Genomic DNA, 23,919 nt, shown 5'->3' on the forward strand with positions numbered 1-23,919 from the left:
CCCCTAATCCTCGTAGCTATCTAAGCGCGCTTCGAAGTCTTCTTCACTTTCATTGAAACGCATAACATGAATATCTTCTGGTTCAAAATACAGTCCAACCTTGCTGCCTTTCTTGGCCTTCTTAGTGGAGTGGACCATCCATTCATTCCCGTCGGAGTCAATACAATTCATTTCATAATGAACACCGCGGAATAACTGTGTATCAACCGTAACGACTAATTTCCCATTTTCAGGAGTTGTCAATGTTAGATCTTCAGGGCGCAAGACAACTTCAACCGGTTCATGGGGACGCATACCTCCATCAACACATTCAAATGTCTTTCCGACAAATTTGACCAAGTTGTCTTCCACCATTTCACCAGCAACAATATTACTTTCACCTACAAAGTCCGCGACAAAATGATTGATTGGTTCATCATAGATATCCACAGGGGTGCCACTTTGCACGATTTTACCTTTGTTCATGACAAAAATTTCATCACTCATAGCCAAAGCTTCCTCTTGATCATGCGTCACAAAGATAAATGTAATACCTAAACGTTTTTGCAGCGCACGTAATTCATACTGCATATCTGTCCGTAATTTTAGATCCAGAGCGGACAATGGCTCGTCCAATAATAAGATTTTCGGTTCATTAACAATAGCCCGTGCAATAGCTACTCGTTGGCGCTGTCCACCTGACATTTCAGTAATTTCCCGGTTCTCATAACCAGGTAATTGAACAAGTTTTAATGCTTCTAAGACTTTTTTTTCAATCTCTTTTTTCGACTTTTTTTTGATCTTCAGACCAAAAGCAACGTTGTCAAAGACATTCATATGTGGAAACAATGCATAGTCTTGGAAGACCGTATTGACTTGCCGTTTGTTAGCCGGAATATCATTCATTCGTTTTCCTTCAAAATAAATATCGCCCTCGCTCACATCTGTAAAACCGGCGATAATCCGTAAAATAGTCGTTTTCCCACAACCAGATGGTCCTAACAAGGTATAAAAACGACCCTCTTCAATATCAAAGTTTATTTTTTTCAATACGGGATCATCATCGTTGTATTGTTTAATAATATCCTTAAAAGAAATAATAGTATTTGCCATGACTTCACGTCCTTCTTCTATAAATAAGATTCCGTAGCGACGATCAAAACTTTACTGATACCTGCCGCCTGATTTTGCAATCGATGAGGTTTACTCGCTTCATAATAGATACTTTCGCCCTTCTCTGCCTCATATAGGGTCTCGCCAAATTGCAGCGCAACCTTTCCCTCCAATACATAAATAAATGTTTCAGAGAGTGACGGAGTGAACTGTTTATACTGACCTTTTTTGTCTAGCGTCAATAAAATGGGCTCCATTTCTTTTTCGTTCGATTCAGGAATCAACCACTTAATATGGTAGCCATGTTCTTCATCACTGTAAAAAGTTGTGTCTTCATCTTTATAAACGATTTTTTGATCACCGGTCTTTTGCTTAAAAAAATCAGCCGGTGTCACACCTAGAACTTCTAAAATATCAAAAAAAGTCTCCATAGAAGGAGAACTTAGATCGCGCTCTAATTGAGAGATGTACCCCTTGGATAAATCGGTTCGTTCCCCCAGCTCCTCTTGTGTTAAATTTTTTTGAATCCGTAAATTGCGCAGCTTCTCACCAATATCCATGGTCTCACTCCCTATTCCTATGCTTGAAATTATTATTTATATCATATGCGATCCTTCTTGTTTGCTAAAAGTAAACTTCTTGTTTAGTAGCACCATTCAAGTATACGAACTTTTTGCTAAAAATCAAGCATTTAAAACCATTTTCTTAGGAGAGTTTTATGGAAATAAAAGAGAAAAGAAATTTGCTTTTTCCTTCATTTCCGCTAAGATAATAGTAACCGAATTTGCGAGTCCAACTTTTTACAGTTTTTATTGATGTACGTCTAGTTGGATCGTATGCGCAGCGAAGTACTTAGTATTTTTCGCACTTTTTGAAAAATACTTTCCTTACTTGTGAGTTAGCTGCGAGTTTAATTACCCTAAAACAGTTTAGTATTTTCATTATTTCCAGCAACTATGGGGCTTTTCCCAATCAAAAAAGCAAAGCATTGAAAGAGAACTAGGAGGATGGACCATGACTAAGTATTGCCGATTACGTGTAATTAATGATGAAAACCTTCACACTGAGATTGAAACTTTTTCCAAACCGGAAATCGAAGACAACGAAGTACTGATTGAAGTAAATTATTCTAGTATCAACTACAAAGATGCCTTGGCTACCAAGGCGAACACTGGTGTCCTACGCGATTATCCGATGACACCTGGAATCGACTTAGCAGGAAGAATCATTGATACAAAAGATCCACACTTTACTATTGATGAGGAAGTCTTAGTGACTGGCTATGGATTAGGAGTTAAACAAGATGGCGGCTTAAGCGATCTGCAAGTCGTACCTGCTTCATGGGTTGTTAAACTTCCTAAAAATTTATCTGCTAAACAAGCCATGACCTTTGGAACAGCTGGTTTTACGGCGGCGTTATCTGTAGATGCTTTGGAAAAACACGGGCTCGGTAAAGATAGTCGCGTGCTCGTTACAGGAGCTACAGGCGGCGTTGGCGGGTTTGCTTTGCATTTTCTAAAACAAATCGGCTGTAAAGAAATCGTGGCTTTAAGTCGAAAAGAGAACCAAGCGGACTATTTGAAACAATTAGGTGCGACCTCTGTTCTATCGCCTGCTGAGTTGTTCCCAGAAAAGAATCGTCCATTAAATAAACAGCTCTTCGATTTCGTAGTAGATACTGTTGGCGGCGATACAATTGCTCAAGTCATTCCATTTGTTAATTACTGCGGCAGCTTAGCTCTTTGCGGAAATGCCGGCGGAATCAAATTGAACACAACTGTCCTGCCTTTTATCCTACGTGGTGTTAATTTATTAGGCATCGACTCTGTTGAAGCCTCAATGGAACAACGTCAAAAACTTTGGAATAAAATGGCTAACGAATGGTCTCTGCCAACGAATTTTCAAGTTGAACAAATTGAGTTAGAGCAAGTGCAGGAAACCGCAGATAGTCTTTTAGCCGGAAAACACGTGGGACGTACAGTAGTTGCTTTAGGAGGAAAAAATTAGTGAGGATTCTAATTACTTCAGGCGGTACCTCCGAGAAAATCGACGATGTACGCGCAATTACTAATCATTCCAGCGGAAAATTAGGTAAGGCGATCGCTGAAGCGTTTGCCGAGGATGACGTAGTAATCGATATGATTACTACGCGCCACGCTGTCAAACCAGAAGGAAAAATGATTCATTCACATTACATTGAATCAACAGCTGATTTAGAAAAAGTCTTGAGAGAATTAATGTCGGTTAATACGTATGATGTGGTCATCCACAGTATGGCAGTTAGTGATTTCACCCCTGAAAGCTCAGTTACTCTCGAAGATTTAGAAGCAGCGACGGCGACTCACCCTGTTGACCTGCCGAAAGCTTTGGTTGATATTGCTAATGAACGAACAGAAAAAAAAATCTCGTCAAACACTGACCATTTAGTAATCGTATTAAAGAAAAACCCGAAAATTATTTCTTTGATCAAAAAATTACAGCCCAAAACAATTCTTGTTGGGTTTAAACTATTGGTTGACGTACCGATGATCGAATTACTGAATGTAGCAAAAGAGAGTCTTAAAAAGAACCAAGCCGACTTTATCTTAGCCAACGATCTAGCTGAAATACGTGGGGAAAAGCACCATGGTTATCTCATCAACAAGCAGCAAGAAGTCAAGGAAGCCCACACGAAAACAGAAATCGCTGAACTAATTAAAAACGAAGTCACGAAACTGGAGGAAGCAAAATGAAAAACATCTTGTTAGGTGTCAGCGGCAGTATTTCTGCCTATAAAGCAGCCGATATCACCAACCAATTAACAAAGCTTGGCTATAACTTAGATGTTGTGATGACAAAAAGCAGTACCGAATTCATCACACCATTGACGATTCAGTCATTGTCTCATCGCCTTGTCCATCTTGATGTAATGGAGGAACCAGATGCAGCGTTAATCAATCATATCGCATTAGCAAAAGCAGCCGATCTATTCCTAGTTGCTCCTGCCTCTGCAAATATCATCGGAAAATTGGCGAATGGTATCGCGGATGATCTATTATCAACTGTAGCTTTGGCATTGTTGCCCGATACACCAAAAATTATCGCTCCAGCAATGAATACTTATATGTATCAAAACCCTATCGTTCAACGAAATTTAGCAACTTTGAAAGAAGTCGGCTATCAAGAGATTGAACCAAGAGAAGCTTTACTGGCTTGCGGCGATTACGGCCGTGGTGCCTTAGCGGATATTTCTGAAATCGTGCATATTGTAAATTCGACACTGAAGGAGTAACTAATGAAAGAGAAAAATGTAAGAAGCTTCACACTGACCGCAATGTTTTTAGCAATCATGATTATTTTAGCGGTCACCCCACTTGGTTTTATCCCAATTGGTCCAATTAATGCGACAACGATGCATATTCCAGTCATCATCGCATCTATCGTACTGGGGCCTCGTATTGGTGCTGGATTAGGAGCGATTTTTGGAGTGATCAGCCTAGCCAGAGCAACCGTTATTATCACACCGATGTCGTTTGTCTTTTCGCCTTTTATTGCAAATCCATTGACGAATCAGGGTGATTGGCGCGCTATAATTGTAGCAATTATTCCCCGTATTTTGATTGGTGTCGTTCCCTATTTTGTTTATAAAGGAATTCACCGTTTAATGAAACAAAAAGCGTTGCCGGTTAGTCTGTTCATCGCTGGCTTAGCAGGATCAATGACAAATACTATTTTAGTGATGAATTTGATCTTTTTCTTCTTTAGAGACAGTTATGCAAATGTTTTACAAGTTACTGCAGACGCGGTCTATGGTGTCATTTTAGGAATTATTTTTGGCAGCGGCTTAGTCGAAGCTATCGTAGCCGGGGTAGCAACTGCAGGAGTTTGTGCAGTTTTATTGCGATTGATGAAGAAATAAAAAAATGCTAGATAGAAATCAAAGTTGATTTCTATCTAGCATTTTTTATTATTTAGGTTCTTCACCAAGAATTCGAACTTCCGTTTCCAAGGTCACATCAAATTTTTCTTTGATTGTTTTTTGGATATGGGCAATTAATTCGATATAATCAGTAGCCGTCGCATTGTTGATATTAACGATAAACCCGGCATGCTTTTCAGAGATTTGCGCGCCGCCCCAAATCAATCCTTGTAATCCAGCATCTTGGATCAATTTCCCAGTAAAATGTCCAACTGGGCGTTTGAAGACACTTCCACATGAAGGATACTCCAACGGCTGTTTCAACTCACGCAATTCAGTTAGTTCAGCCATCCGTTTTTCGATTTGAGCATGATCACCTGGTATCAACTTAAAGTTAGCACTTAATACAATCGCAGGTTGATCTTGGATCGCAGAATGACGGTAAGAAAAATTCATTTGATCTTTATGCCAAGTTTCAAATGTGCCATCAGCTAATAATACGTCGACGGATTCAAAGACATCTTCTAATTGCCCGTCATAGGCGCCCGCATTCATAAAGACCGCTCCGCCGATACTTCCCGGAATGCCGCAAGCAAATTCAAAGCCAGATAATGAGTGGTCTAACGCTACATACGTCGTATCAACTAATTTTGCTCCAGCTTGAGCAGTGATCGCGTGACCTTCCACACGAACCGTTGTCATGTCAGTCAGCATGATTACTACACCGCGAATTCCGCCATCTTTGACAATTAAATTGCTGGCATTGCCTAAAACAATCCAAGGAATACCATTCATACGACAATAGTCGACTAGAGCCTTTACCTCTTCATTGTCTTTCGGAAATGCTAGAGCGTCCACAGGACCGCCGGTTTTTGTAAAAGTATAATTCATTAAGGGTTCATCCAGAAGGATTTTCAAGTTGGGTAACGCGTTCGCTAAATCTGTTTTTTTCACTTTAATAAGCCTTTCTCGTTCACTACGGGTAAATTTTTTCAAACATCCTTGCTATTTTAGCATGCGGTAAAAAAACTTACCACCCTTTATAGTTCATGACGAGTGTGTTGACGAAGCATTTGTTCGCATAATTCATGGCTTAACAATACATTTTCTTGGTGCAAATCAGTCTCTTCACCTTTTAATGCCGCAATGAAAGTGAGCACCAATTGTTCAAAACCGCGTTTTTCCAGCGTCGTTGTCCAGTCGCCAAATCGGTGAATCGCCTCTGTCCGTCCTTGTTTGATCGTTAATTCAGTTAACTGATCCAGGATCATTGTTTGTTTAGGCGAACTGACCTGATAACGCTCCATCTTTCCGCCGCTCATTAAATCCATTGATAAGATACATTCTGTCGTTGCTGTCGAAAGCTGCATTTGCGCATATACCATCTGACCCTTTTCCTCACGAATTTTAGAATGAACACTCATGATCTCATCATCCAACAGATACACCGCAGTATCCACCAAATGTATAAATAAATCATAGATACCATATTGTGTATCCATCGCATGGTCTGGTTCATTTTTTTGCAAATGAATAATATGTTTCCTTTGAACCTGCTTTAGCTGCTCAACCATGGGGGCAAAACGACGATTGAAGCCCACCATGAATAAGCGATCTTTTTCTTTAGCCAATTTTTGCAGCTCCTGTACTTCCAACAAATTTTCACTAACAGGTTTATCAATGAAGACTGCAACGCCTGCCTCCAAACATTTTTTAGCAATCTCAAAATGAACTTTCGTTGCTACGTGGACGAAACATGCATCAATATCTTCTGCTAATAACTCATCAATCGTTGCCACTGTATCAGAAAAATTATAGTCCTCCGCAATTTTTTTTCGTGTTTCCTCGGTACGGGTCGCAAAAATGAATGTCGCTTCCTTACGCATTTTTGCATATGTTGGCAAGTAAGCTTTTTGAGCGATACCACCAATACCAATAACTCCGATTTTCATAAGTAGGTCCCCTTTTTATTTTAATGTATTCATTTTCAATCTGCCTATCAACCAACTAGAGATTTATCTGTCCCTAACAGGAATTTCCTGTTTTTCTTTTTCCTGTAGAAAACTGGAAAAAGTTAGACTGGCTTCTTTGCATTCTTTCCTTTTTTCGTTACAATTAACTCATCATTGATTGTATGGAGGAATGCACTGTGAAATTAATTTCTTGGAATGTCAACGGGCTGCGTGCCGTGATGAAAAAGAATTTTATGGATATTTTTAATGAATTAGACGCCGATTTTTTCTGCCTGCAAGAAACCAAATTGCAAGCTGGACAAATTGAAATGGATTTGCCAGGTTATTATGAATATTGGAATTATGCAGAGAAAAAAGGCTATTCAGGAACTGCGATTTTCACTAAGCATGAACCGATAGCTGTGACTTATGGTCTCGACGTAGAAGAACATGATCAGGAGGGCCGTGTTATCACACTGGAATACCCTGAGTATTACGTGATTACCTGCTACACCCCTAACTCGCAAAACGAATTGAAACGTTTAGATTATCGCATGACCTGGGAAGAAGCTTTTTTAAACTATCTAAATGGACTAAAAGAAAAGAAACCGGTCATTTTCTGCGGTGACTTGAACGTCGCACATAAAAATATTGATTTGAAAAATTGGAAAACAAATCAAAAAAATGCCGGCTTTACACTACAAGAACGAGAAAAATTTAGTATCTTATTAGAGAACGGCTATATTGACACTTTCCGTCATTTTTATCCCGACCAAGAAGGCATCTATTCTTGGTGGAGCTACCGCTTCAATGCCCGTAAAAACAATGCTGGATGGCGGATCGATTACTTTGTCGTTTCTGATGATTTAAAAGAAAAATTACAAGACGCCAAAATCCATACTGAAATTTTCGGCAGCGACCATTGCCCGGTAGAATTGGACATCAATCTTTAAAAAGTTTGAAGCTTTTACTGCAAGTCTTTCGCCGCTGAAAAAAATATGGTAAAACAATGGCGAAGAGGTGAACCCGTTGAATTTTATCGCAATGGACTTTGAAACAGCTAATTACCAAACTCATAGCGCTTGTTCGTTAGCACTCGTAATGGTAAAAAACAGTCAGATAGTCGGCGAGTATTATTCGTTGATCAAACCTGAGACCGAATTTTTCTGGAAAAATATCCAAATCCACGGGATTCATCCAGAAGATGTTGAAGACGCGCCAAAGTTCCCTGAAGTTTGGCAAGAAATCCAACACTACTTTCAGAATAATCGCCTGATCGTTGCTCACAATGCCAGCTTTGATACAAAAGTTTTAGCCGGTTGCCTTGATTATTACCATATCGATCAGCCATCTTATCTTTCACTCTGTACAGTAAGAACCAGTCGGCGATTATTTCCAGAGATGCAAAATCACCGACTAAATTCGGTCTGCGAAGAACTTGCTATTCCATTAGAGCATCACCACGATGCTTTAGAAGACAGCCGAGCCTGTGCAAAAATCTTACTCTACCAAGAGGATCATTTTGGTGTAGATCCGCTAAAAAAATTAGTCTTGCCCATGTAAGCGAAGCGTCCTGCTTCGCTTTTTTTAATTGATCATTTTACTCATTAACAGCACATCCAGAAATGCGCCTTGCACATCTCGTGCTCCACGTTCCATCGTTGCTTCTGTGTTAAACCCAAATTTTTGATATAAATGGATAGCTCGTTCATTTCTTTTTTGAACAGTCAATTCCAGACGGCGTAAAGAAGAAACGTGTTCACTCCAGTAGATTACTTCATCTAGAAGTGCACTGCCTAATCCAATTCCCCAAAATTCTTTTATCACACTAATACCGATCTCGCCAATATGTGTTACTGTAAATTCTGGCGCTGATTTCACCGAAGCCATACCAATAATTTTTTTATCGGCTAAAGCTAATAGTAAAATATTGTTCTCACTTTCATATAAATCGGCCAATTGAAGACTCAGCATTTCTTCATTCAAACCTAAACCAACTTCATCCATGATTAAAAAGTCGGTCTCCTCAGCGATCTGCCGACTAACAGATAATAGGTTCCCGGCGTCATCTGGGATCGCTTCTCGGATCGTAATCTCAACCTCACTCATTGGTTTCCCACGCTTTTACGATCCGAGCTTTAAAAGCTTGCGCCTGATCTCCATTTGCAATCAATTCCACTCGACGCAGATTTTCATCCTGATCATCCTTCGACAAAATCAATTCTAAATAATCCTCCGGCATAAACTCCCCTAATTGCTGACCCCACTCAATCACAGAAAGACCATCCCCTTCAAAATAATCGTCTAATCCCAAGTCATCTGCGCCAGATTCTATACGATAAACATCCATATGATAAAGAGGCAAGCTGCCCTGTTGATATTCGCGAATAATCGTGTAAGTCGGACTTTTGATCATTTGATCAATCCCCAACCCTAAAGCGATCCCTTTTGTTAAAGTTGTTTTTCCAGCTCCGAGATCCCCCGTCAGTACCAAGTTGTCGCTGGGTTCAGCCGATGCACCAATAATTCTTCCCAATTTTTCAGTTGCTGCTGTATCTAGTAACGTTATCACGCTTTTTCCCCTCTCTTCTATTACCAACTTAGTATAACGATTTAATCACTTGGAGAAAAGTAAAAAAGTATGCGATACAAAATCTGCATCGCATACTTCAATATACTCACTTAAGTTCTTAGTTCATTAAAGATTGTGCTGCTGTGATGATTGATAGCTTGTAAACATCTTCTTCATTACAACCGCGTGAAAGGTCAGAAACTGGTTTGTTCAGACCTTGTAAAATCGGTCCAATAGCTTCAAATCCGCCGAAACGTTGAGCGATCTTGTAGCCGATGTTTCCTGATTGTAATTCTGGGAAGACAAAGACAGTTGCTTGTCCAGCTACCTTTGAATCTGGCGCCTTTAATTGAGCGACGCCTGGGATGTAAGCAGCATCAAATTGTAATTCACCATCAATCAAATAGTCAGGTGCTAATTCTTGAGCGATTTTCGTTGCTTCAGCGACTTTCTCTACTTCTGGTGCTTTTGCAGAACCCTTTGTTGAGAAACTCATCATCGCAACTTTTGGTTCGATATCGAATAATTCAGCCGTTTTTGCTGATTCTACAGCGATTTCAGCTAATTCTTGCGCATTTGGGTTCACATTGATCGCGCAATCTGAGAACAAATACTTTTCTTGATCACGTCCGCGAACCATCAAGAAAGCACCGCTTGTACGGCTAACACCTGGTTTGGTTTTGATGATTTGTAAAGCAGGACGAACAGTATCACCAGTCGAATGAATCGCTCCGGAAACCATACCGTCTGTAATCCCCATATAAGTTAACATTGTACCAAAGTAATTTTCATCTTTAAGAATTTTTTCAGCATCTTCCTTGCTGATTTTACCTTTACGGCGTTCAACAAAAGCTTCCACCATCTCATCCCAACGATCAAAATGATCAGGGTCAATAATTGTGAAGTTGCTTAAAGCGATTCCACGAGCATTCGCAGCTTTTTCAATTTCAGCCATATTACCAATCAAGATTGGTTCAATTAATTCTTCTGCTTTTAAACGAGAGGCCGCACCTAAAATACGTGCGTCAGTTGCTTCTGGGAATGCAACTTGAATGTTGCGACGAATAATCTTAAATTTTAAACTATCAAATAGATCCACGATAAAACCCTCCAGATATTTATTTCTTATTTATCATACAATACTTCACATGAAAAGAAAAGGACAGAATAGATTACCTGTACTACTAATTAAAATCTAGTAAATATGAATTAATACCATTTTCACAAACTGTCCCTATAACAGAAACCGTTGTCATACTACACTGTTTCAGACAACTGCCAATCAATTGGTGATTCGCCCCATTCCATCAATATTTGATTCGTTTTTGAAAATGGTTTCGAACCAAAGAATCCACGATGAGCCGATAGCGGCGATGGATGGACCGATTTTATGATTGCGTGTTTATTGGTATCAATCATCTTGATTTTTTCTTGTGCTGGCTTTCCCCATAAAATAAAGACAATTGGTTTTTCCCGCTCATTCAATCGTTCAATAATCGCATCTGTTAATTGTTCCCACCCTTGTCCGCGATGTGAATATGCTTGTCCTTCTCGTACTGTCAGCACCGTATTAAGTAGAAGCACACCCTGTTTTGCCCAATTTACAAGATTTCCGTGCTGCACTGGTGGAATTCCTAAGTCGCTTTGCATTTCTTTATAGATATTGCGCAATGAAGGAGGAATTTTCACCCCTGGCTGTACAGAAAACGAAAGTCCATGAGCTTGGTCTACCCCATGATAAGGATCTTGACCTAAAATCACAACTTTTACTTTGTCATAGGGCGTTAATTCTAACGCTTCAAAAATATGGTACATATCTGGATGAATTCTCTGCGTACTATACTCTTGTTTCAAAAATTCTCGCAATTTCAAATAATAGGATGCTTGAAATTGATCTGCTAAAACATTTTGCCAATCATTATGGATAATTTCTTTCACTCTCACTCACTCCTGATTCAATAATTATTTAATGTGTAAATTAGTGTGGCGGTTAAGCTGAACTCTTACCTGTTCAAATAATTCTTTTTAAAGAATAAAGTCGACATGGTTATCCTCTTTGGGATTATGGTACACTATCGTTGTATGATAGGAAAGCTAGGTGAATAATTTTGATAAAACTTATTGCTTCTGATATGGACGGTACACTGTTGAACGACCAAATGCAAGTTCCAACAGCAAATATCGAAGCCATTCAGAAAGCTCAAGCACAAGGCATTGAATTTATTACAGCAACCGGACGAGGAATGAGTCACGCTAAAATCTCTTTAGATGAGGCAAACATTCGTGTACCGATGATTTTATTAAACGGCGCTCATGTCGTAAACGCTGACCGAGAAACTATCTTTACCATTCCAATTGGTAAGGAAAAAACCTTTGAAGTCATGGACGCTATTGAAAAAGCTGGACTTTATTACGAGATTTTCACTGCTGAACATGTATACTCTTCAAATCAGCCGATGCGAATCGAATTTTTCTCTGAACATATTTTAGATAAAGTCCCGGGAATTTCTAAAAAAATGGCCATTGCGGCTTCTTCTCGACATTTATCTCTAACGCCTATTACTTTTGTAAAAGATATGCGTAAGACATTGATTGAGAAAGACGAAGAAGTCTTAAAAATTATTGCCTTTGACAAGAATGGGCCGGAACAGCTTAAAAAAGTAACCAAAGAATTAGAAAATATGGGCGACCTTGCTATTGCTGCATCTGAATTGACCAACATTGAGATCAATCACGTTAATGCACAAAAAGGAATCGCTTTAAAACAATTTGCAGAGGAACGTGGTTTTACCGCTGATCAAGTTATGGCACTTGGCGATAATTTTAATGATGTCAGCATGTTGACTTATGCAGGGACAAGTTTTGCGATGGGCAATGCTGCTCCAGCCATTAAAAAAATTGCTAAGGATGTAACTGACACGAATGAAGAAAACGGAGTAGCAACGGCAATCGATCGAATCCTTTCTGAATAATAAAAATCAAAAGGTGTGAGTAACATGACTGAATTTTTTATTCAAGAAAAACAATTGAGTTCCATGACACGAACGATCGTCAAGGACAATAAAGGTGTTCCTTTATACTTAATGGTAGGTCATTGGGGGCGCAAAGGAAATGTCCTCTCACTCTACGCAATGGACGGTCAAATCGTTGCCTATATTAAACAAGCCAGCGTCATTTTTGGGCGCAAATTTGAAATCTACTGTGACCACACAAAAGTTGGCGTACTTCATAAAATCTTTCATTGGCCCGGCGACTTTTATTACATTCAACAACTTCATTGGGCAGTCTATGGAGATATTTATAATCATAAATACAAAATTAATCACTTTAACCAATCAATTATGACGATGGATAAAGCCACTCTGTTGACTGGAGACTATTATGTCTTAGATGTCACCGATCCAGCAGACGCGCCTGTCTGCATCTGCGTCGCAGCCATCATGGATTATTGGCTTTACAATCGAAATAAACAGAAAGAACCTGAAACAACCTTTGAAGTTACTTTTTCTCAAAATTAAGAGCTATGACATTTTTTTGTCATAGCTCTTTTGCTTGCTACAGTTCTAACTTACGTAAAGAAACGCCGCTCTAAATGATTTCGTCTGACATAAAAATAATCTAAAGTCGCTTTTGATTACTATCCATTAGCTTCTATCAAAACTCTTCACATTTCGTTGCATATGGTCATACAGGTGTCCACTAATAACCATTTCACCAACGTCTTTGAATCCATCTCGCAGATATAAACGTTTCGCATTAGGATTTGCTTTATCAACATTCAAGCCAATCACTTTTTCACCTTCATGAGTAGCCAAACGGTCCACCGCTGTCAATAATTTTGACCCGATTCCTTGTCCGCGGAATCTTTCATCGACCGCGATTGAGTCTAAATACCATTCATTGGGGAAAGCTTCAGGATCGATAAACATTTGGATATCGTCTTCGATGCCTTGACTCTTCAAATATTCCTCTAAGGGCAAATCAATGATTGGTTCTTTACTTGCCGGATAACCGAATACAGCACCCGCAATCTCTCCCTCAACCTCTTCAACAAGACCACGCGCATAGCCAAAGCGATATGTGGGGTCTTCAAAACAGGCCGCAATCACTTCCAATGCCTTTTCTTCACCAAAATCCTCTAGAAAATCTAGTTCCATATCTTTTAAAATAACCAGTATCAGTTTAGCAACGGCCGCACCATCTTCTTTTTTTGCAAATCGAATCATTCTAAAACCTCTCTTTTAATAACGTTTGATACTTCTTATCCAGTGTAACATGAGGACGCTATTTTCGAAAGTGGAGATACTTTGTGATCAACTAAAAATCTGCTATGATAAATTTGCATCTTCATTTGCTAACTGCGTTTTCTAATTTAGTGACGTTTATCAAATGATAAATCTAATAGAAATAAGATCTTTGGGTTTAAAAAAATGAAGATTTATTACTGCTTAGGAGGAGTATTAATGAAAAAAGTTCTAAAAATTTTGGTAGGAATCGTTGCGGCAATCGTTCTTCTTTTAGGCGGCTACTTGATTTATTTATTTGCCAGCTATGATCGTCTACCCGACAATACAGCCCTAAAACCAGACAATCAGCATACTCAAACACTTGAAACAAATAAGACCTATCGCGCGATGAGTCATAATATTGGTTATGGTGCCTATCCGCCAAGCTACAGCTTTTTTATGGATGGCGGAAAGTACTCCCGTGCGTATGATAAAGAAACGGTCAAAGAAAACATGCAAGGAATTGTTAAGACTACAAAAGAACTTGAACCAACTTTAGCTTTTTATCAAGAGGTCGATCAAAATGGTGATCGCTCGCAACATGTAGACGAAGTTGCTTGGCTGCAAGATCATTTATCAAACTATAATAGTCTTTATGGACAAAATTATGATTCGTCTTATCTTTTCTATCCTTTTACTGATCCGATTGGCCAAGCAAAATCCGGTCTTGTCACTTTAAGCCAAGCTGAAATTACCAGCAGCCGACGCTATTCTCTGCCGATTGAAACGAATTTTAATAAATTTTTTGACTTAGATCGTGCTTTCACAGTTAGCCGTATTCCTGTTAAAGGAAATCATGAATTAATAGCGATCAATACACATTTATCCGCGTTTACAAAAGATCGCTCCATTCAAGCTTCTCAGTTGAAAAAGATTTTTGATGTGATGGAAAGTGAGTATAAAAAAGGAAACTATGTAATGGTCGCAGGAGATTATAATCACGATGTCCTAGGTAATAGTCCTGATGTCTTTGGCACCAGTAAAAAACGTGAAACCTGGACTCACCCATTTCCCAAAGATCAACTGCCTGCTGGCTTTCATTTACCAACCGGCAAACTAGCAGATGAAAAAGTTCCTTCAGCCCGTGCATTGAGTGAGCCTTACAAAAAAGGGAAAACCTATACTACACTAATTGATGGATTTCTTATTTCAGATAATATTAATGTGAAAGACGTTCACGTTAAAGATATGCAATTTGAATATTCCGACCATAATCCGGTCTATCTAGATTTCAGTTTGAACGAATAAAAACAGACAAAGACTTTGATTGATAAGTCTTTGTCTTTTCTTATCTCCAATATGACAAATTGCAATTTCTGACTCTCCTTGTTAAAATGAATCCAGATACTGAAAGGACTGTCAACAATGTGGAATTTTGTCTTCAATATACGCACTATTGCTAAACTTCAAACAAGAAAACTACTGTAGATGAAACATTGTTTGAAGTAACTATAAGATCTGTTTCATCGCCTTGTTTTTAAGAGTAGCATTTGATGCTCTTTATTTATTGTGGCTAAAAACATTTCTTCATAGTAAAAATTGGAGGAAAATAGAATGTTGATGATTAAACAAGTTAATCAAAATGATAAAAATGAAATTGAAGCTATGATGGCGATTTGGGAATCCTCAGTAAGGGCTACTCACACTTTTTTGACGCCAGACGATATTGATGCTTTGAAGCCTGAAGTTAAAAAGGGTTTACTAATGATTGAGCAGCTTTACGGTTATTATGATCAAAAAATCATAGGTTTTATCGGATTTGAAAACAAAAAAGTAGAGATGCTTTTTGTTGATGGAAAAATGAGAGGCCAAGGGATTGGAAAAAAATTACTTCAGTATGCGATTGATGTATTCAATATCAAATATGTTGATGTGAACGAACAGAATGAAAAAGGGCTAGGCTTTTATAAGCATATGAATTTCCACGTGATTGGTCGATCTGAATTAGATGATCAAGGAAATGCTTTTCCTATTCTACATTTAGAAATGAAGGCAACCGAGGAGGCTCCAAATGGAATTTAAAGAAATTGTTTCTAATAAGAAAGAATTTTTAGAGTTGCTTCGTTTGGCAGACGAGCAAGAAGATATGATTGATCGTTACCTTGATAATGGCCATATGTTTGTTTTGTACGATGATGATTTAAAATGTGAGGCCGTCGTAACAGAACTAAATAGTCTGGAATGTGAATTGAAAAATATTGCTACTATGCCAAATGAACAAAGCAAAGGTTATGGCAAAGCGATGATTCAGTTTCTATTTGATGAATTTTTAAGTCGTTATCAAACAATGTATGTAGGGACTGGCGATGTTCCTGGCATATTGAACTTCTATAAAAGTTGCGGGTTTCGTGAATCACATCGCGTGAAAAATTTCTTCACCGATAACTACGACGAACCCATTATTGATCAAGGTGTTCAATTGATTGATATGGTTTATTTGCGAGCCGATACAAAAAAATAACTCTAAAAGCAAGCGCCCCTGATTCCTCAGGGGCGCTTAATATTATCTTACAATAACTCTTGATACCGTTGGATATAAATCTTTTTGACTAACGTTACCAGCAGCAGATAAGCAAAAATCGTAACCACTAACCACAACCAATATTGATTTGGCAGAATTCCCAAGCCTAAGTTTTGCCCAAAGTTTGTAAATGGCAACAGTGTTCCAATAACAATTCCTAAAGTAGTAATCACTGTCATGATGAAGGATCCTCTGCTTTGGATAAATGGAATTTGCGGTGTTCGTAAGGCATGCAAGACAAGTGTTTGTGACCAAAGTGATTCAACAAACCAGCCAGCATGGAAAATGGCGATAAACGCTGCTTGTTGTTCGGTAGATAAAGAATGGAAATCTCCGCCGATTACTGCCGGACAAATAACAAAGTACATCAATAAATAGGTTGTGATATCAAAAACTGAGCTCGTTGGCCCTAACCAAATCATAAATTTGCCAATACTGGATGCGGTCCATTTTTTTGGCTTCTCTAAGTACTCTTTATCCATTCGATCCCACGGAATTGAAATACACGAAATATCGTAAATCAGATTCAAAAACAAAATTTGCAATGGCAGCATTGGTAAAAACGGCAAGAAAGAACTCGCGACCAACACGGAAAACATATTCCCAAAATTTGAACTTGCGGTTGCTTTGATATATTTCATAATATTCCCAAAGGTTTCTCTCCCTGAAAGAATCCCCCGTTCCAAGATCATCAAATCTTTTTCTAACAAGATCACATCGGCAGATTCCTTGGCAATATCAACAGCTGTATCAACAGAAATTCCGACATCAGCAGCCTTCATCGCGGGCGCATCGTTGATTCCGTCTCCAAGAAAACCGACAGTATGTTCATTTTCTCTAAGTAGGCTGGTGATTTTTTGTTTTTGTTGCGGATTTAATTTTACAAAGACATTATAACTTTCCGCAACTTCCGTTAATTCTTCGTCGCTTAAATGGATCAAATCTTCACCGTGAATGATTGTTTCTGCGCCTAACCCAACTTGCTTGCAGACAGATTTAGTCACTAGCGCATTGTCACCTGTTAAGACTTTTACATCCACACCATTTTCCTTCAAAGCTTTCAAGGCCTGCTTCGTCGTTTCCTTAGGTGGATCTAAAAATGCCAAGTAACCAATCAATACCATTTCTGACTCATCTGCAGTTGAAAATTCTCCGACAACACTTGGATTTGTTTTCTGAGCAACACCGATCACTCGTAATCCATCTTCGTTTAATTCATGAACTTTCCTTAAAACTTGTTTTTTTACTTCATCTGTTAATTTTGTTACTTTTCCTTTGAAATCAACGAAGGAAGAAATCGCAAGCATTTCTTCAATTGCACCCTTTGTAATCATTTGGGTTTTACCATATTGATCCTCTACAACAACGCTCATTCTACGGCGCTGAAAATCAAATGGGATCTCATCTACTTTTTTGTAACGAATCTTACTTGTATCTAACTCCTGTTCTGTTGAATCAATAATAGCCACATCAATCAGATTTTTCAGACCTGTTTGATAATAGCTGTTCAGGTACGCATGTTTCAGAACACGATGGTCTTCTTCTCCATCACAATCCAGATGGTACTCAAGAATAATCTTATCTTGCGTTAGCGTTCCCGTTTTATCTGTACACAAAACATCAATAGCACCAAAATTTTGGATCGCATTTAAGTTTTTAATGATCGTACCATTTTTAGCCATTCCTGTAGCACCTTTGACCAAATTCGTGGTAACGATCATCGGCAGCATTTCTGGAGTCAAACCTACTGCAACAGATAAGCCAAATAAGAATGCTTCCATCCAATCCCCTTTGGTAAAGCCATTGATTACGATAACCGTGGGAGCCATCAATGCCATAAACTTGATAAATAGAAATGATGTTTTGCGAATACCTAATTCAAAACTTGTTTGAATCGGTGCGGCAGACAAAGATTTAGCCACATCACCGAACAAAGTACTTCCTCCAGTTGCGATCACGACTCCTTCTGCACTCCCACTGATTACATTGCTTCCCATGAACACCAAATTATCATAACTTGTCTCAGATTCCTTTTGTCCATCTATCTTGTCAGCACATTTTTCAACAGGATAACTTTCACCTGTCAATGCCGATTGTGAAATAAATAAGTCCTTTGCAGAAATCAAACGAATATCCGCTGGAATCATATCTCCCGCCGAAAGTTTTACTAAATCTCCGCAAACAATCTCTTCCATAGGAATTTCTTTATATTGATTGTCTCTGCGAATTGCTGCGGTTACTTTTACGAGTGATTTCAATTTTTCAGCAGCTTTATTTGAGCGTACAGATTGTACCAGTGTCATCGTTCCGCTAACTAATACCATAACTAGAATAATGCTGCTACCGAAGAAATCTTTATCTCCCGGTTCTGGCAAAATTCCTTCTGTAATAAAAGAAATGATTCCCAAACCAATTAGCACCAAAGTAAACGGTGTGATAAATGCTTTTAAAACTTCCACAAAGAATGGTGTAGACTTCTTATGTGGAAGTTTATTTTCTCCAAATGTTTCTCTTGCCTCTTCAACCTGATCTGTAGATAACCCCAAAGATGAAGTCTTGAATGTCTCAAATAAGCTTCGTGTTGTCTTTTTAGCAAACAAACTGTAATTTGTTTTGATTGTTTTTTGTTTCATGTTCTTCTCCTTTTCCCCGAAAAAAATACGCCATAATCCTATTCCAATAAATAGATATAGAATGATGTCTTTTATCGTATTCATGAGTGTCTCCTCCTGCAAACGGGCTTATGGAGAAAGCGAGTGTTAAAAACAAATAGACAATAGTGTCCTCCTGTTTCCTTTTTTCTGCCACAAACCCGAAATTATTGAACTACTGTCATCCATTTGTTTTCATCTCCCTTTTTTCCACTCGTTCTAGTGGTGATTGAAGGTCCTTTTTGTAGACACGCATGATTAACTGACCTTCTACGTAATCATCCGTTATTGGCTGATATCCAAGCTTTTCATAAAATCCCCAGGCTTGATGTCTCCCTGTAAGAAATACAAAGTGAAAACCAAATCTTCTAGCGACCTGTTCCGCATAAATTAGTAGGTTCTTCCCTAACCCTTCTCCTTGATATAAAGAATCTACTGCTACCTGTTTAATCTGTACACATTTTTCAGAAATCGGGTGCAACAATAAAGTTCCTACTACACAACCTTCCTGCTTAACAATCAAATGGAGATCATTTCTCTCATCTCTCGGTGCTTTCAATAAAAATTGCTTTCCAGAACTTGCCTTCAGCTCTTTGTTTCTAAGTGTCAACGCTTCACAATACAGCGTGCTGTTCCACTTAGTTAATGTGAACACTGTTTTACCATGGTTGTTTCCTCCTTTTCTCTATTTTGAAAATAGCAATGATCGTTATGCAAAAAAAGACTTTCCGCTCAAAAAACTCAGCGAAAAGCCTTACCAAAAATTCATCCTAAATAGACAAAGTCGTATAGTCGATCTAATCGTTGAGTTTTGGCACTATACAACGTAAAGACAAACATCTTAGCTACCTTAAGAAAAGCCTTGTATTCGACAGTTCCTGTTCTACCCATTGGCGTCTCTCGACATTTTTGGGCAGTAGCCTATGTTTGTATAGGAGCCTCACCTAACAAATCATATTTTATTTTCGAACACAATATAACAAGTAATTAATCAACTGTCAAACAGTTTTTTGAAAATGATAGACACTTCATTAGGTCAATATGAAGATCAGCCGTAAATAAACCTTGATATATAAAGATTTTTAGATTAAAATTTATTTTCGAAAAATATTTTTTAAAACATGAAAATATTTTAGAAAACAATATCCCATCGATAGAATAACAACTGTATTTTTTAGCTGTACATCAAAAAAATAGAGCCATTAAGACTCTATTTTTTGTTAACCAAGACGAAGATTTTTAATAATTTCCTCTGCCGTTGCCAAATTCATTCGTTCTGCTTTTCTTAATTTTCTAGAAACTTGCGATATTTCACTAGTTGTCGCACCTGCCGTAATAGCCAATGAACGACTTTGCATCGCCATATGCCCTTTTTGGATTCCCTCCGTCACTAAAGCACGAACAGCTGCCAAATTTTGCGCTAACCCAACTGCCACGATGACTTCACCTAATTCAGCTGCCGAAGCAACATCTAATAACTTCAAGCTTAACTGTGCTTTTGGCAGAACCTTTGTCGCACCGCCTACTACACCGAGCTTCATTGGCAGAATCAATTTCCCAACGAGTTTTCCATCTCGAATAAACCAATCAGTCATCCCCTCATAGTGACCATTCCGAGCAGTATAAGCATGGCAAGCAGCTGCCACAGCACGTGTATCATTTCCTGTTGCTAAAACGACTGCATCAATTCCATTCATGATTCCTTTATTATGAGTAGCTGCACGATAAGGATCAATTTTACTATAATCGCTGGCTGAAACAATTTTTTCAGCTAGTTCCGTTGAAAGATGATCCAGAGAAATCTCACATTTTGCTTCGATCAACGATTGTGTCGCGTAGTTACTTAAAATGCTAAACAAAATATCCACTTCAGGCATCAATTGCCTTACTTCTTGTGCAACAGCCTCCAACATAGTGTTCAGTATATTGGCACCCATCGCGTCTTTAGTATCCACTTCTAAATCAATAGAGAGATAGCCTTCTTCGAAAGTACGTACTTCAATTGACTGCAGTCCGCCTCCACGTTGATAGATTGAAGGATAACTTCTCTTGGCTGCTATAAATAACGCCTGTTCATTTTCAGCAATCAGTTTCTTAATTACATCAAAATCAGAAACATTTCGTAATACGACTTGCCCCATCATGTTTTGACTGATCACTCGGGTATAAATGCCACCTGACTTTGCAATAATTTTTCCTGCATTACTGGCAGCTGCAATTACCGAAGGTTCCTCTGTCGCCATTGGAATGACTTTTTCTATCCCATTGATAACAAAATTTTGTGCTAGCCCCAAAGGTATTGAACATTCGCTGATTTGATTTTCAATCAAATTATTCGCTATCTTCTCTGGCAATACTGTTTCAGTTGCTAACTGAGCCGCTTCTTTAGCTGTTATTTTTTTTTCCTTGACCAACTTAGCTAAGCGTTCCGCCTGAGTCATTTGGTAGAATTTTTTTTTTGCGGTCTCTTGATCCTCCGATTTCGTGATCATCAAGGCTAATCCCAGACCACCACCGATACAAAGACTTGCTACTCCTCGCTGCTTGTCTTCTTGAATTAACTCTGAAATCAGTGTTGCAACGATCCGTGTACCACTAGCTCCAATAGGATGCCCTAAAGCAATCGCTCCACCATACGTATTGATCTTTTCATCTGGTATCTGTAACTCTTTTTGAACAGCTGCAGAAGCGGCTGCAAATGCTTCATTGATCTGGAATGTATCGATCTCATCAATTCTTCTGTTTACTTTCCTTAATAAATTATTAATAGCTGAAACAGGTGCCATCCCCATGATACTCGGATCGATCCCTACTTCACTATAGCCATTAATAACAGCTAAATAATCCAACCCATTCTCAATTGCGAATGACTTTGCTGCTAAAACTACCGCCGAAGCACCATCGTTCAAGGTTGAGGCATTAGCTGCAGTAACAACGCCATCTTCTTTGAAAGCTGGCTTAAGTGAGCTTATCTTTTCCAACGTTGAATCAGCACGAATCCCTTCGTCTTCCCACAGCGTACTGCCATCAGATAGAGCTACGGGCACTATTTCTGATTCAAATTTTCCATCTTTACTAGCTTTGGCCGCCTTCATTTGTGAATCATAGGCATACTGATCCTGCATCTCTCGAGTAATTTGATAGTCCTCAGCGACCTTTTCCGCTGTCAGTCCCATATGTTTTCCACTGAATGCATCCGTCAAGCCATCATAAATCATACTTGATTTTGGTTCTTTCCATTCTTGTGCATCATAATCAAAACTAGTTACTTTCGGCGCCTGAGACATATTTTCCGTACCGCCGGCAACAACAATCTGTGCATCACCTAATAAAATCTGCTGCATTCCGAAGATGATTGATTTCATCCCTGAGCCGCAAACTTCATTGATAGTTGTGGCTGGTACGCTATAAGGGACACCTGCTTTTACTGATGATTGGCGCGCCACATTTTGACCATTTCCCGCTTGCAGCACATTTCCCATAAATACTTGACCGACTTGATCTGGTGAAAGCTCCGCACGTTTGACCGCTTCTTTTACTGCGATTGCACCGAGCTCGACGGCTGAAACGGTTGCTAATTTGCCTTTATATCTGCCAATTGGTGTTCGTACAGCGCTTAAAATAACTACTTCTTCCAAGAGTGCACCTCCAATGTTTTCATTAAAAATCAGATGTAAGTATAGCATAGATAGTTTTATAATTTCTTAAGATTCAAACTGAACTAATTATGACCTTTCTATGATATATTTACCTTTGGAAGAAAAGGAGGAGCAATATGAATATAGGGATTGATAAAATCAGTTTTCACGTACCAAATTATTATCTTGATATGACGGACTTGGCAAATGCGCGTGAAACTGACCCCAACAAATTTCACATTGGTCTTGGACAAGATCAGATGGCAATTATTCCTGAGACACAAGACATCGTTACTTTAGGAGCAAGTGCTGCTGCAAAAATTCTTACAGATGAGGATAAAAAGGACATTGACATGGTAATCGTCGGCACAGAATCTAGTACCGACTTTTCAAAATCTGCGTCGGTAATTATTCATGGGCTGTTAGATATTCAACCTTTTGCTCGTTCATTTGAAATAAAACATGCATGCTATGGCGGCACTGCCGCTTTACAACAAGCTAATGACTATGTCACATTACATCCAGATCGTAAAGTTTTAGTTATCACAGCTGATATTGCAAAATATGGACTGAACACTGGCGGTGAACCAACACAAGGTTGCGGTGGAGTTGCCATGTTAGTAACTAAAAATCCGCATTTGCTAACATTTAATAACGATAGTGTCTTCTATTCAGAAGATGTTTACGATTTCTGGCGGCCAGCAGGACATGACTACCCGTTAGTGGACGGTCATATGTCAAATCAGATTTATATTGACTCATTCACTCGTATCTGGGAGCAAAATAAAAAAATCAATCAAACTGACAGCACTGATTATGCTGCCTTGACCTTCCATTTACCTTATACGAAAATGGGACGCAAAGCGCTTCGAGCAATCTTCTCGGAAATGTCAGAATCTGAGCAGCAACGACTTGAAGCTCGTTATGATGAAGCGGTTGTCTATAGCCGACAAGTCGGTAACCTGTATACTGGCTCTTTATATCTTGGATTGATGTCGTTGTTGGACAATGGTGATTTGTCAGCTGGTGATCGAATCGGATTATTTAGCTACGGCTCTGGGGCAGTCAGCGAATTCTTCTCTATGACTTTGATTGAGGATTATAAAAAATATTTGACTATCGAAGAGAATCAATCATTACTCGCAGGACGTCAGCAATTGACAATTAACGAATATGAAGAAATGTTTAACAAAAAAATGCCTACTGATGGTGAAACATACACTTTTTCTGATGAAACAGAATATGCAATCAATAAAATCAGTGGCGATATCCGCTATTACAATAAGTAAACGTCGAAAAAGCCAGCTTA

At 38.8% G+C, this 23,919-nt stretch carries 24 protein-coding genes and 1 riboswitch; of the genes, 12 read left to right on the forward strand and 12 right to left on the reverse strand.

Annotated features, from left to right (window positions below):
• Nucleotides 1–3 precede the first annotated feature (3 nt).
• Together IGI38_RS08610 and IGI38_RS08615 are read right to left on the reverse strand one after the other, a co-directional pair.
• Nucleotides 4–1,092, reverse strand: a complete 1,089-nt coding sequence (locus IGI38_RS08610) for an ABC transporter ATP-binding protein (RefSeq protein ID WP_438728846.1) — start codon at nt 1,090–1,092, stop codon at nt 4–6.
• 17 nt (nt 1,093–1,109) lie between these two features.
• Complete coding sequence (locus IGI38_RS08615; protein WP_438728848.1) at nt 1,110–1,652, reverse strand: helix-turn-helix domain-containing protein; 543 nt, start codon at nt 1,650–1,652, stop codon at nt 1,110–1,112.
• Between the two features lie 454 nt (nt 1,653–2,106).
• Between IGI38_RS08615 and IGI38_RS08620 the strand changes: the two genes are divergently transcribed.
• Genes IGI38_RS08620 through IGI38_RS08635 form a run of 4 tightly spaced genes read left to right on the forward strand, consistent with a single transcriptional unit; the run spans nt 2,107 to nt 4,990 of the window.
• On the forward strand, nt 2,107–3,099 hold the full coding sequence (locus IGI38_RS08620; protein ID WP_438728850.1) for a YhdH/YhfP family quinone oxidoreductase: 993 nt from the start codon (nt 2,107–2,109) through the stop codon (nt 3,097–3,099).
• The gene (locus tag IGI38_RS08625) at nt 3,099–3,824 is read left to right on the forward strand and encodes a phosphopantothenate--cysteine ligase (RefSeq protein WP_438728852.1); all 726 of its coding nucleotides are present in this window, start codon (nt 3,099–3,101) and stop codon (nt 3,822–3,824) included. The genes IGI38_RS08620 and IGI38_RS08625 overlap by 1 nt, the downstream gene beginning before the upstream one ends.
• Nucleotides 3,821–4,363: a phosphopantothenoylcysteine decarboxylase gene (gene coaC / locus IGI38_RS08630; protein WP_088932118.1), complete on the forward strand. Its 543-nt coding sequence runs from the start codon at nt 3,821–3,823 to the stop codon at nt 4,361–4,363. Before IGI38_RS08625 ends, coaC begins: the two co-directional genes overlap by 4 nt.
• 3 nt (nt 4,364–4,366) lie before the next feature.
• Complete coding sequence (locus IGI38_RS08635; protein ID WP_438728855.1) at nt 4,367–4,990, forward strand: ECF transporter S component; 624 nt, start codon at nt 4,367–4,369, stop codon at nt 4,988–4,990.
• 48 nt (nt 4,991–5,038) lie between these two features.
• Here the strand turns inward: IGI38_RS08635 and murB are convergent, their stop codons facing one another.
• Both murB and IGI38_RS08645 read right to left on the reverse strand, forming a co-directional pair.
• Nucleotides 5,039–5,944, reverse strand: a complete 906-nt coding sequence (gene murB, locus IGI38_RS08640) for a UDP-N-acetylmuramate dehydrogenase (RefSeq protein WP_438728857.1) — start codon at nt 5,942–5,944, stop codon at nt 5,039–5,041.
• A gap of 86 nt (nt 5,945–6,030) precedes the next feature.
• The gene (locus IGI38_RS08645; protein WP_438728858.1) at nt 6,031–6,942 is read right to left on the reverse strand and encodes a Gfo/Idh/MocA family protein; all 912 of its coding nucleotides are present in this window, start codon (nt 6,940–6,942) and stop codon (nt 6,031–6,033) included.
• Between the two features lie 197 nt (nt 6,943–7,139).
• On the opposite strand from IGI38_RS08645, the gene IGI38_RS08650 reads away from it, so the two are divergent.
• Both IGI38_RS08650 and IGI38_RS08655 read left to right on the forward strand, forming a co-directional pair.
• Entirely contained in the window at nt 7,140–7,895 is a 756-nt protein-coding gene (locus tag IGI38_RS08650) for an exodeoxyribonuclease III (protein WP_438728860.1), read from the forward strand.
• A gap of 76 nt (nt 7,896–7,971) precedes the next feature.
• The gene (locus tag IGI38_RS08655) at nt 7,972–8,505 is read left to right on the forward strand and encodes a 3'-5' exonuclease (protein WP_438728862.1); all 534 of its coding nucleotides are present in this window, start codon (nt 7,972–7,974) and stop codon (nt 8,503–8,505) included.
• 24 nt (nt 8,506–8,529) lie between these two features.
• Here IGI38_RS08655 and IGI38_RS08660 read toward each other — a convergent pair whose 3' ends face one another.
• From IGI38_RS08660 to IGI38_RS08675, 4 genes are all read right to left on the reverse strand, one after another.
• The gene (locus IGI38_RS08660; RefSeq protein WP_438728864.1) at nt 8,530–9,051 is read right to left on the reverse strand and encodes a GNAT family N-acetyltransferase; all 522 of its coding nucleotides are present in this window, start codon (nt 9,049–9,051) and stop codon (nt 8,530–8,532) included.
• Nucleotides 9,044–9,514 (reverse strand): tRNA (adenosine(37)-N6)-threonylcarbamoyltransferase complex ATPase subunit type 1 TsaE, encoded by a 471-nt coding sequence (gene tsaE / locus IGI38_RS08665; RefSeq protein ID WP_438728866.1) that lies wholly within the window; start codon nt 9,512–9,514, stop codon nt 9,044–9,046. Before tsaE ends, IGI38_RS08660 begins: the two co-directional genes overlap by 8 nt.
• A 118-nt stretch (nt 9,515–9,632) precedes the next feature.
• Nucleotides 9,633–10,613: a phosphate acetyltransferase gene (pta, locus tag IGI38_RS08670; RefSeq protein ID WP_438728868.1), complete on the reverse strand. Its 981-nt coding sequence runs from the start codon at nt 10,611–10,613 to the stop codon at nt 9,633–9,635.
• Nucleotides 10,614–10,771: 158 nt separating this feature from the next.
• Nucleotides 10,772–11,452 carry a uracil-DNA glycosylase gene (locus tag IGI38_RS08675; RefSeq protein WP_438728870.1) on the reverse strand — a complete coding sequence of 227 codons (681 nt, stop codon included), beginning with the start codon at nt 11,450–11,452 and terminating at the stop codon, nt 10,772–10,774.
• Between the two features lie 170 nt (nt 11,453–11,622).
• Between IGI38_RS08675 and IGI38_RS08680 the strand changes: the two genes are divergently transcribed.
• Both IGI38_RS08680 and IGI38_RS08685 read left to right on the forward strand, forming a co-directional pair.
• Nucleotides 11,623–12,486: a Cof-type HAD-IIB family hydrolase gene (locus IGI38_RS08680; RefSeq protein WP_438728872.1), complete on the forward strand. Its 864-nt coding sequence runs from the start codon at nt 11,623–11,625 to the stop codon at nt 12,484–12,486.
• 24 nt (nt 12,487–12,510) lie between these two features.
• The gene (locus IGI38_RS08685) at nt 12,511–13,032 is read left to right on the forward strand and encodes an LURP-one-related/scramblase family protein (RefSeq protein ID WP_438728874.1); all 522 of its coding nucleotides are present in this window, start codon (nt 12,511–12,513) and stop codon (nt 13,030–13,032) included.
• Between the two features lie 126 nt (nt 13,033–13,158).
• Here IGI38_RS08685 and IGI38_RS08690 read toward each other — a convergent pair whose 3' ends face one another.
• Nucleotides 13,159–13,740 (reverse strand): GNAT family N-acetyltransferase, encoded by a 582-nt coding sequence (locus IGI38_RS08690; RefSeq protein ID WP_438728876.1) that lies wholly within the window; start codon nt 13,738–13,740, stop codon nt 13,159–13,161.
• 237 nt (nt 13,741–13,977) lie between these two features.
• Between IGI38_RS08690 and IGI38_RS08695 the strand changes: the two genes are divergently transcribed.
• The 3 genes from IGI38_RS08695 to IGI38_RS08705 all read left to right on the forward strand — a co-directional run bounded on the left by IGI38_RS08695 (nt 13,978) and on the right by IGI38_RS08705 (nt 16,261).
• Nucleotides 13,978–15,048 carry a hydrolase gene (locus IGI38_RS08695; protein WP_438728878.1) on the forward strand — a complete coding sequence of 357 codons (1,071 nt, stop codon included), beginning with the start codon at nt 13,978–13,980 and terminating at the stop codon, nt 15,046–15,048.
• Between the two features lie 306 nt (nt 15,049–15,354).
• The gene (locus IGI38_RS08700) at nt 15,355–15,822 is read left to right on the forward strand and encodes a GNAT family N-acetyltransferase (protein ID WP_438728880.1); all 468 of its coding nucleotides are present in this window, start codon (nt 15,355–15,357) and stop codon (nt 15,820–15,822) included.
• A complete protein-coding gene (locus IGI38_RS08705; protein ID WP_438728882.1) occupies nt 15,812–16,261 on the forward strand; it encodes a GNAT family N-acetyltransferase in 450 nt (149 codons plus the stop codon). Before IGI38_RS08700 ends, IGI38_RS08705 begins: the two co-directional genes overlap by 11 nt.
• A 47-nt stretch (nt 16,262–16,308) precedes the next feature.
• Here IGI38_RS08705 and mgtA read toward each other — a convergent pair whose 3' ends face one another.
• The 3 genes from mgtA to IGI38_RS08720 form a co-directional block, all read right to left on the reverse strand.
• On the reverse strand, nt 16,309–18,954 hold the full coding sequence (gene mgtA, locus IGI38_RS08710; RefSeq protein WP_438730379.1) for a magnesium-translocating P-type ATPase: 2,646 nt from the start codon (nt 18,952–18,954) through the stop codon (nt 16,309–16,311).
• Between the two features lie 199 nt (nt 18,955–19,153).
• Nucleotides 19,154–19,627, reverse strand: a complete 474-nt coding sequence (locus IGI38_RS08715; protein WP_438728884.1) for a GNAT family N-acetyltransferase — start codon at nt 19,625–19,627, stop codon at nt 19,154–19,156.
• A 134-nt stretch (nt 19,628–19,761) separates the two neighbouring features.
• Nucleotides 19,762–19,931, reverse strand: a riboswitch (M-box (ykoK) riboswitch).
• 261 nt (nt 19,932–20,192) lie between these two features.
• Nucleotides 20,193–22,610, reverse strand: coding sequence for a hydroxymethylglutaryl-CoA reductase, degradative (locus IGI38_RS08720; protein WP_438728886.1), 2,418 nt, complete (start codon nt 22,608–22,610; stop codon nt 20,193–20,195).
• 137 nt (nt 22,611–22,747) lie between these two features.
• Here IGI38_RS08720 and IGI38_RS08725 point away from each other — a divergent pair, with 137 nt between their 5' ends.
• Complete coding sequence (locus IGI38_RS08725) at nt 22,748–23,899, forward strand: hydroxymethylglutaryl-CoA synthase (protein ID WP_438728888.1); 1,152 nt, start codon at nt 22,748–22,750, stop codon at nt 23,897–23,899.
• Nucleotides 23,900–23,919: the final 20 nt, after the last annotated feature.

It is taken from the genome of Enterococcus sp. AZ128 (assembly GCF_051714485.1).
In the GTDB taxonomy this organism is placed as follows: domain Bacteria; phylum Bacillota; class Bacilli; order Lactobacillales; family Enterococcaceae; genus Enterococcus_A.

Bases quoted from the DNA above. Each gene is read 5' to 3' on its own strand.
- IGI38_RS08685 (WP_438728874.1), top strand. From the start codon at position 12,511: ATGACTGAATTTTTTATTCAAGAAAAACAATTGAGTTCCATGACACGA.
- IGI38_RS08700 (WP_438728880.1), top strand. From the start codon at position 15,355: ATGTTGATGATTAAACAAGTTAATCAAAATGATAAAAATGAAATTGAA.
- mgtA (WP_438730379.1), bottom strand. From the start codon at position 18,954: ATGAAACAAAAAACAATCAAAACAAATTACAGTTTGTTTGCTAAAAAG.
- IGI38_RS08705 (WP_438728882.1), top strand. From the start codon at position 15,812: ATGGAATTTAAAGAAATTGTTTCTAATAAGAAAGAATTTTTAGAGTTG.
- IGI38_RS08690 (WP_438728876.1), bottom strand. From the start codon at position 13,740: ATGATTCGATTTGCAAAAAAAGAAGATGGTGCGGCCGTTGCTAAACTG.
- IGI38_RS08610 (WP_438728846.1), bottom strand. From the start codon at position 1,092: ATGGCAAATACTATTATTTCTTTTAAGGATATTATTAAACAATACAAC.
- IGI38_RS08725 (WP_438728888.1), top strand. From the start codon at position 22,748: ATGAATATAGGGATTGATAAAATCAGTTTTCACGTACCAAATTATTAT.
- IGI38_RS08660 (WP_438728864.1), bottom strand. From the start codon at position 9,051: ATGAGTGAGGTTGAGATTACGATCCGAGAAGCGATCCCAGATGACGCC.
- IGI38_RS08615 (WP_438728848.1), bottom strand. From the start codon at position 1,652: ATGGATATTGGTGAGAAGCTGCGCAATTTACGGATTCAAAAAAATTTA.
- IGI38_RS08620 (WP_438728850.1), top strand. From the start codon at position 2,107: ATGACTAAGTATTGCCGATTACGTGTAATTAATGATGAAAACCTTCAC.
- coaC (WP_088932118.1), top strand. From the start codon at position 3,821: ATGAAAAACATCTTGTTAGGTGTCAGCGGCAGTATTTCTGCCTATAAA.
- IGI38_RS08695 (WP_438728878.1), top strand. From the start codon at position 13,978: ATGAAAAAAGTTCTAAAAATTTTGGTAGGAATCGTTGCGGCAATCGTT.
- IGI38_RS08645 (WP_438728858.1), bottom strand. From the start codon at position 6,942: ATGAAAATCGGAGTTATTGGTATTGGTGGTATCGCTCAAAAAGCTTAC.
- IGI38_RS08635 (WP_438728855.1), top strand. From the start codon at position 4,367: ATGAAAGAGAAAAATGTAAGAAGCTTCACACTGACCGCAATGTTTTTA.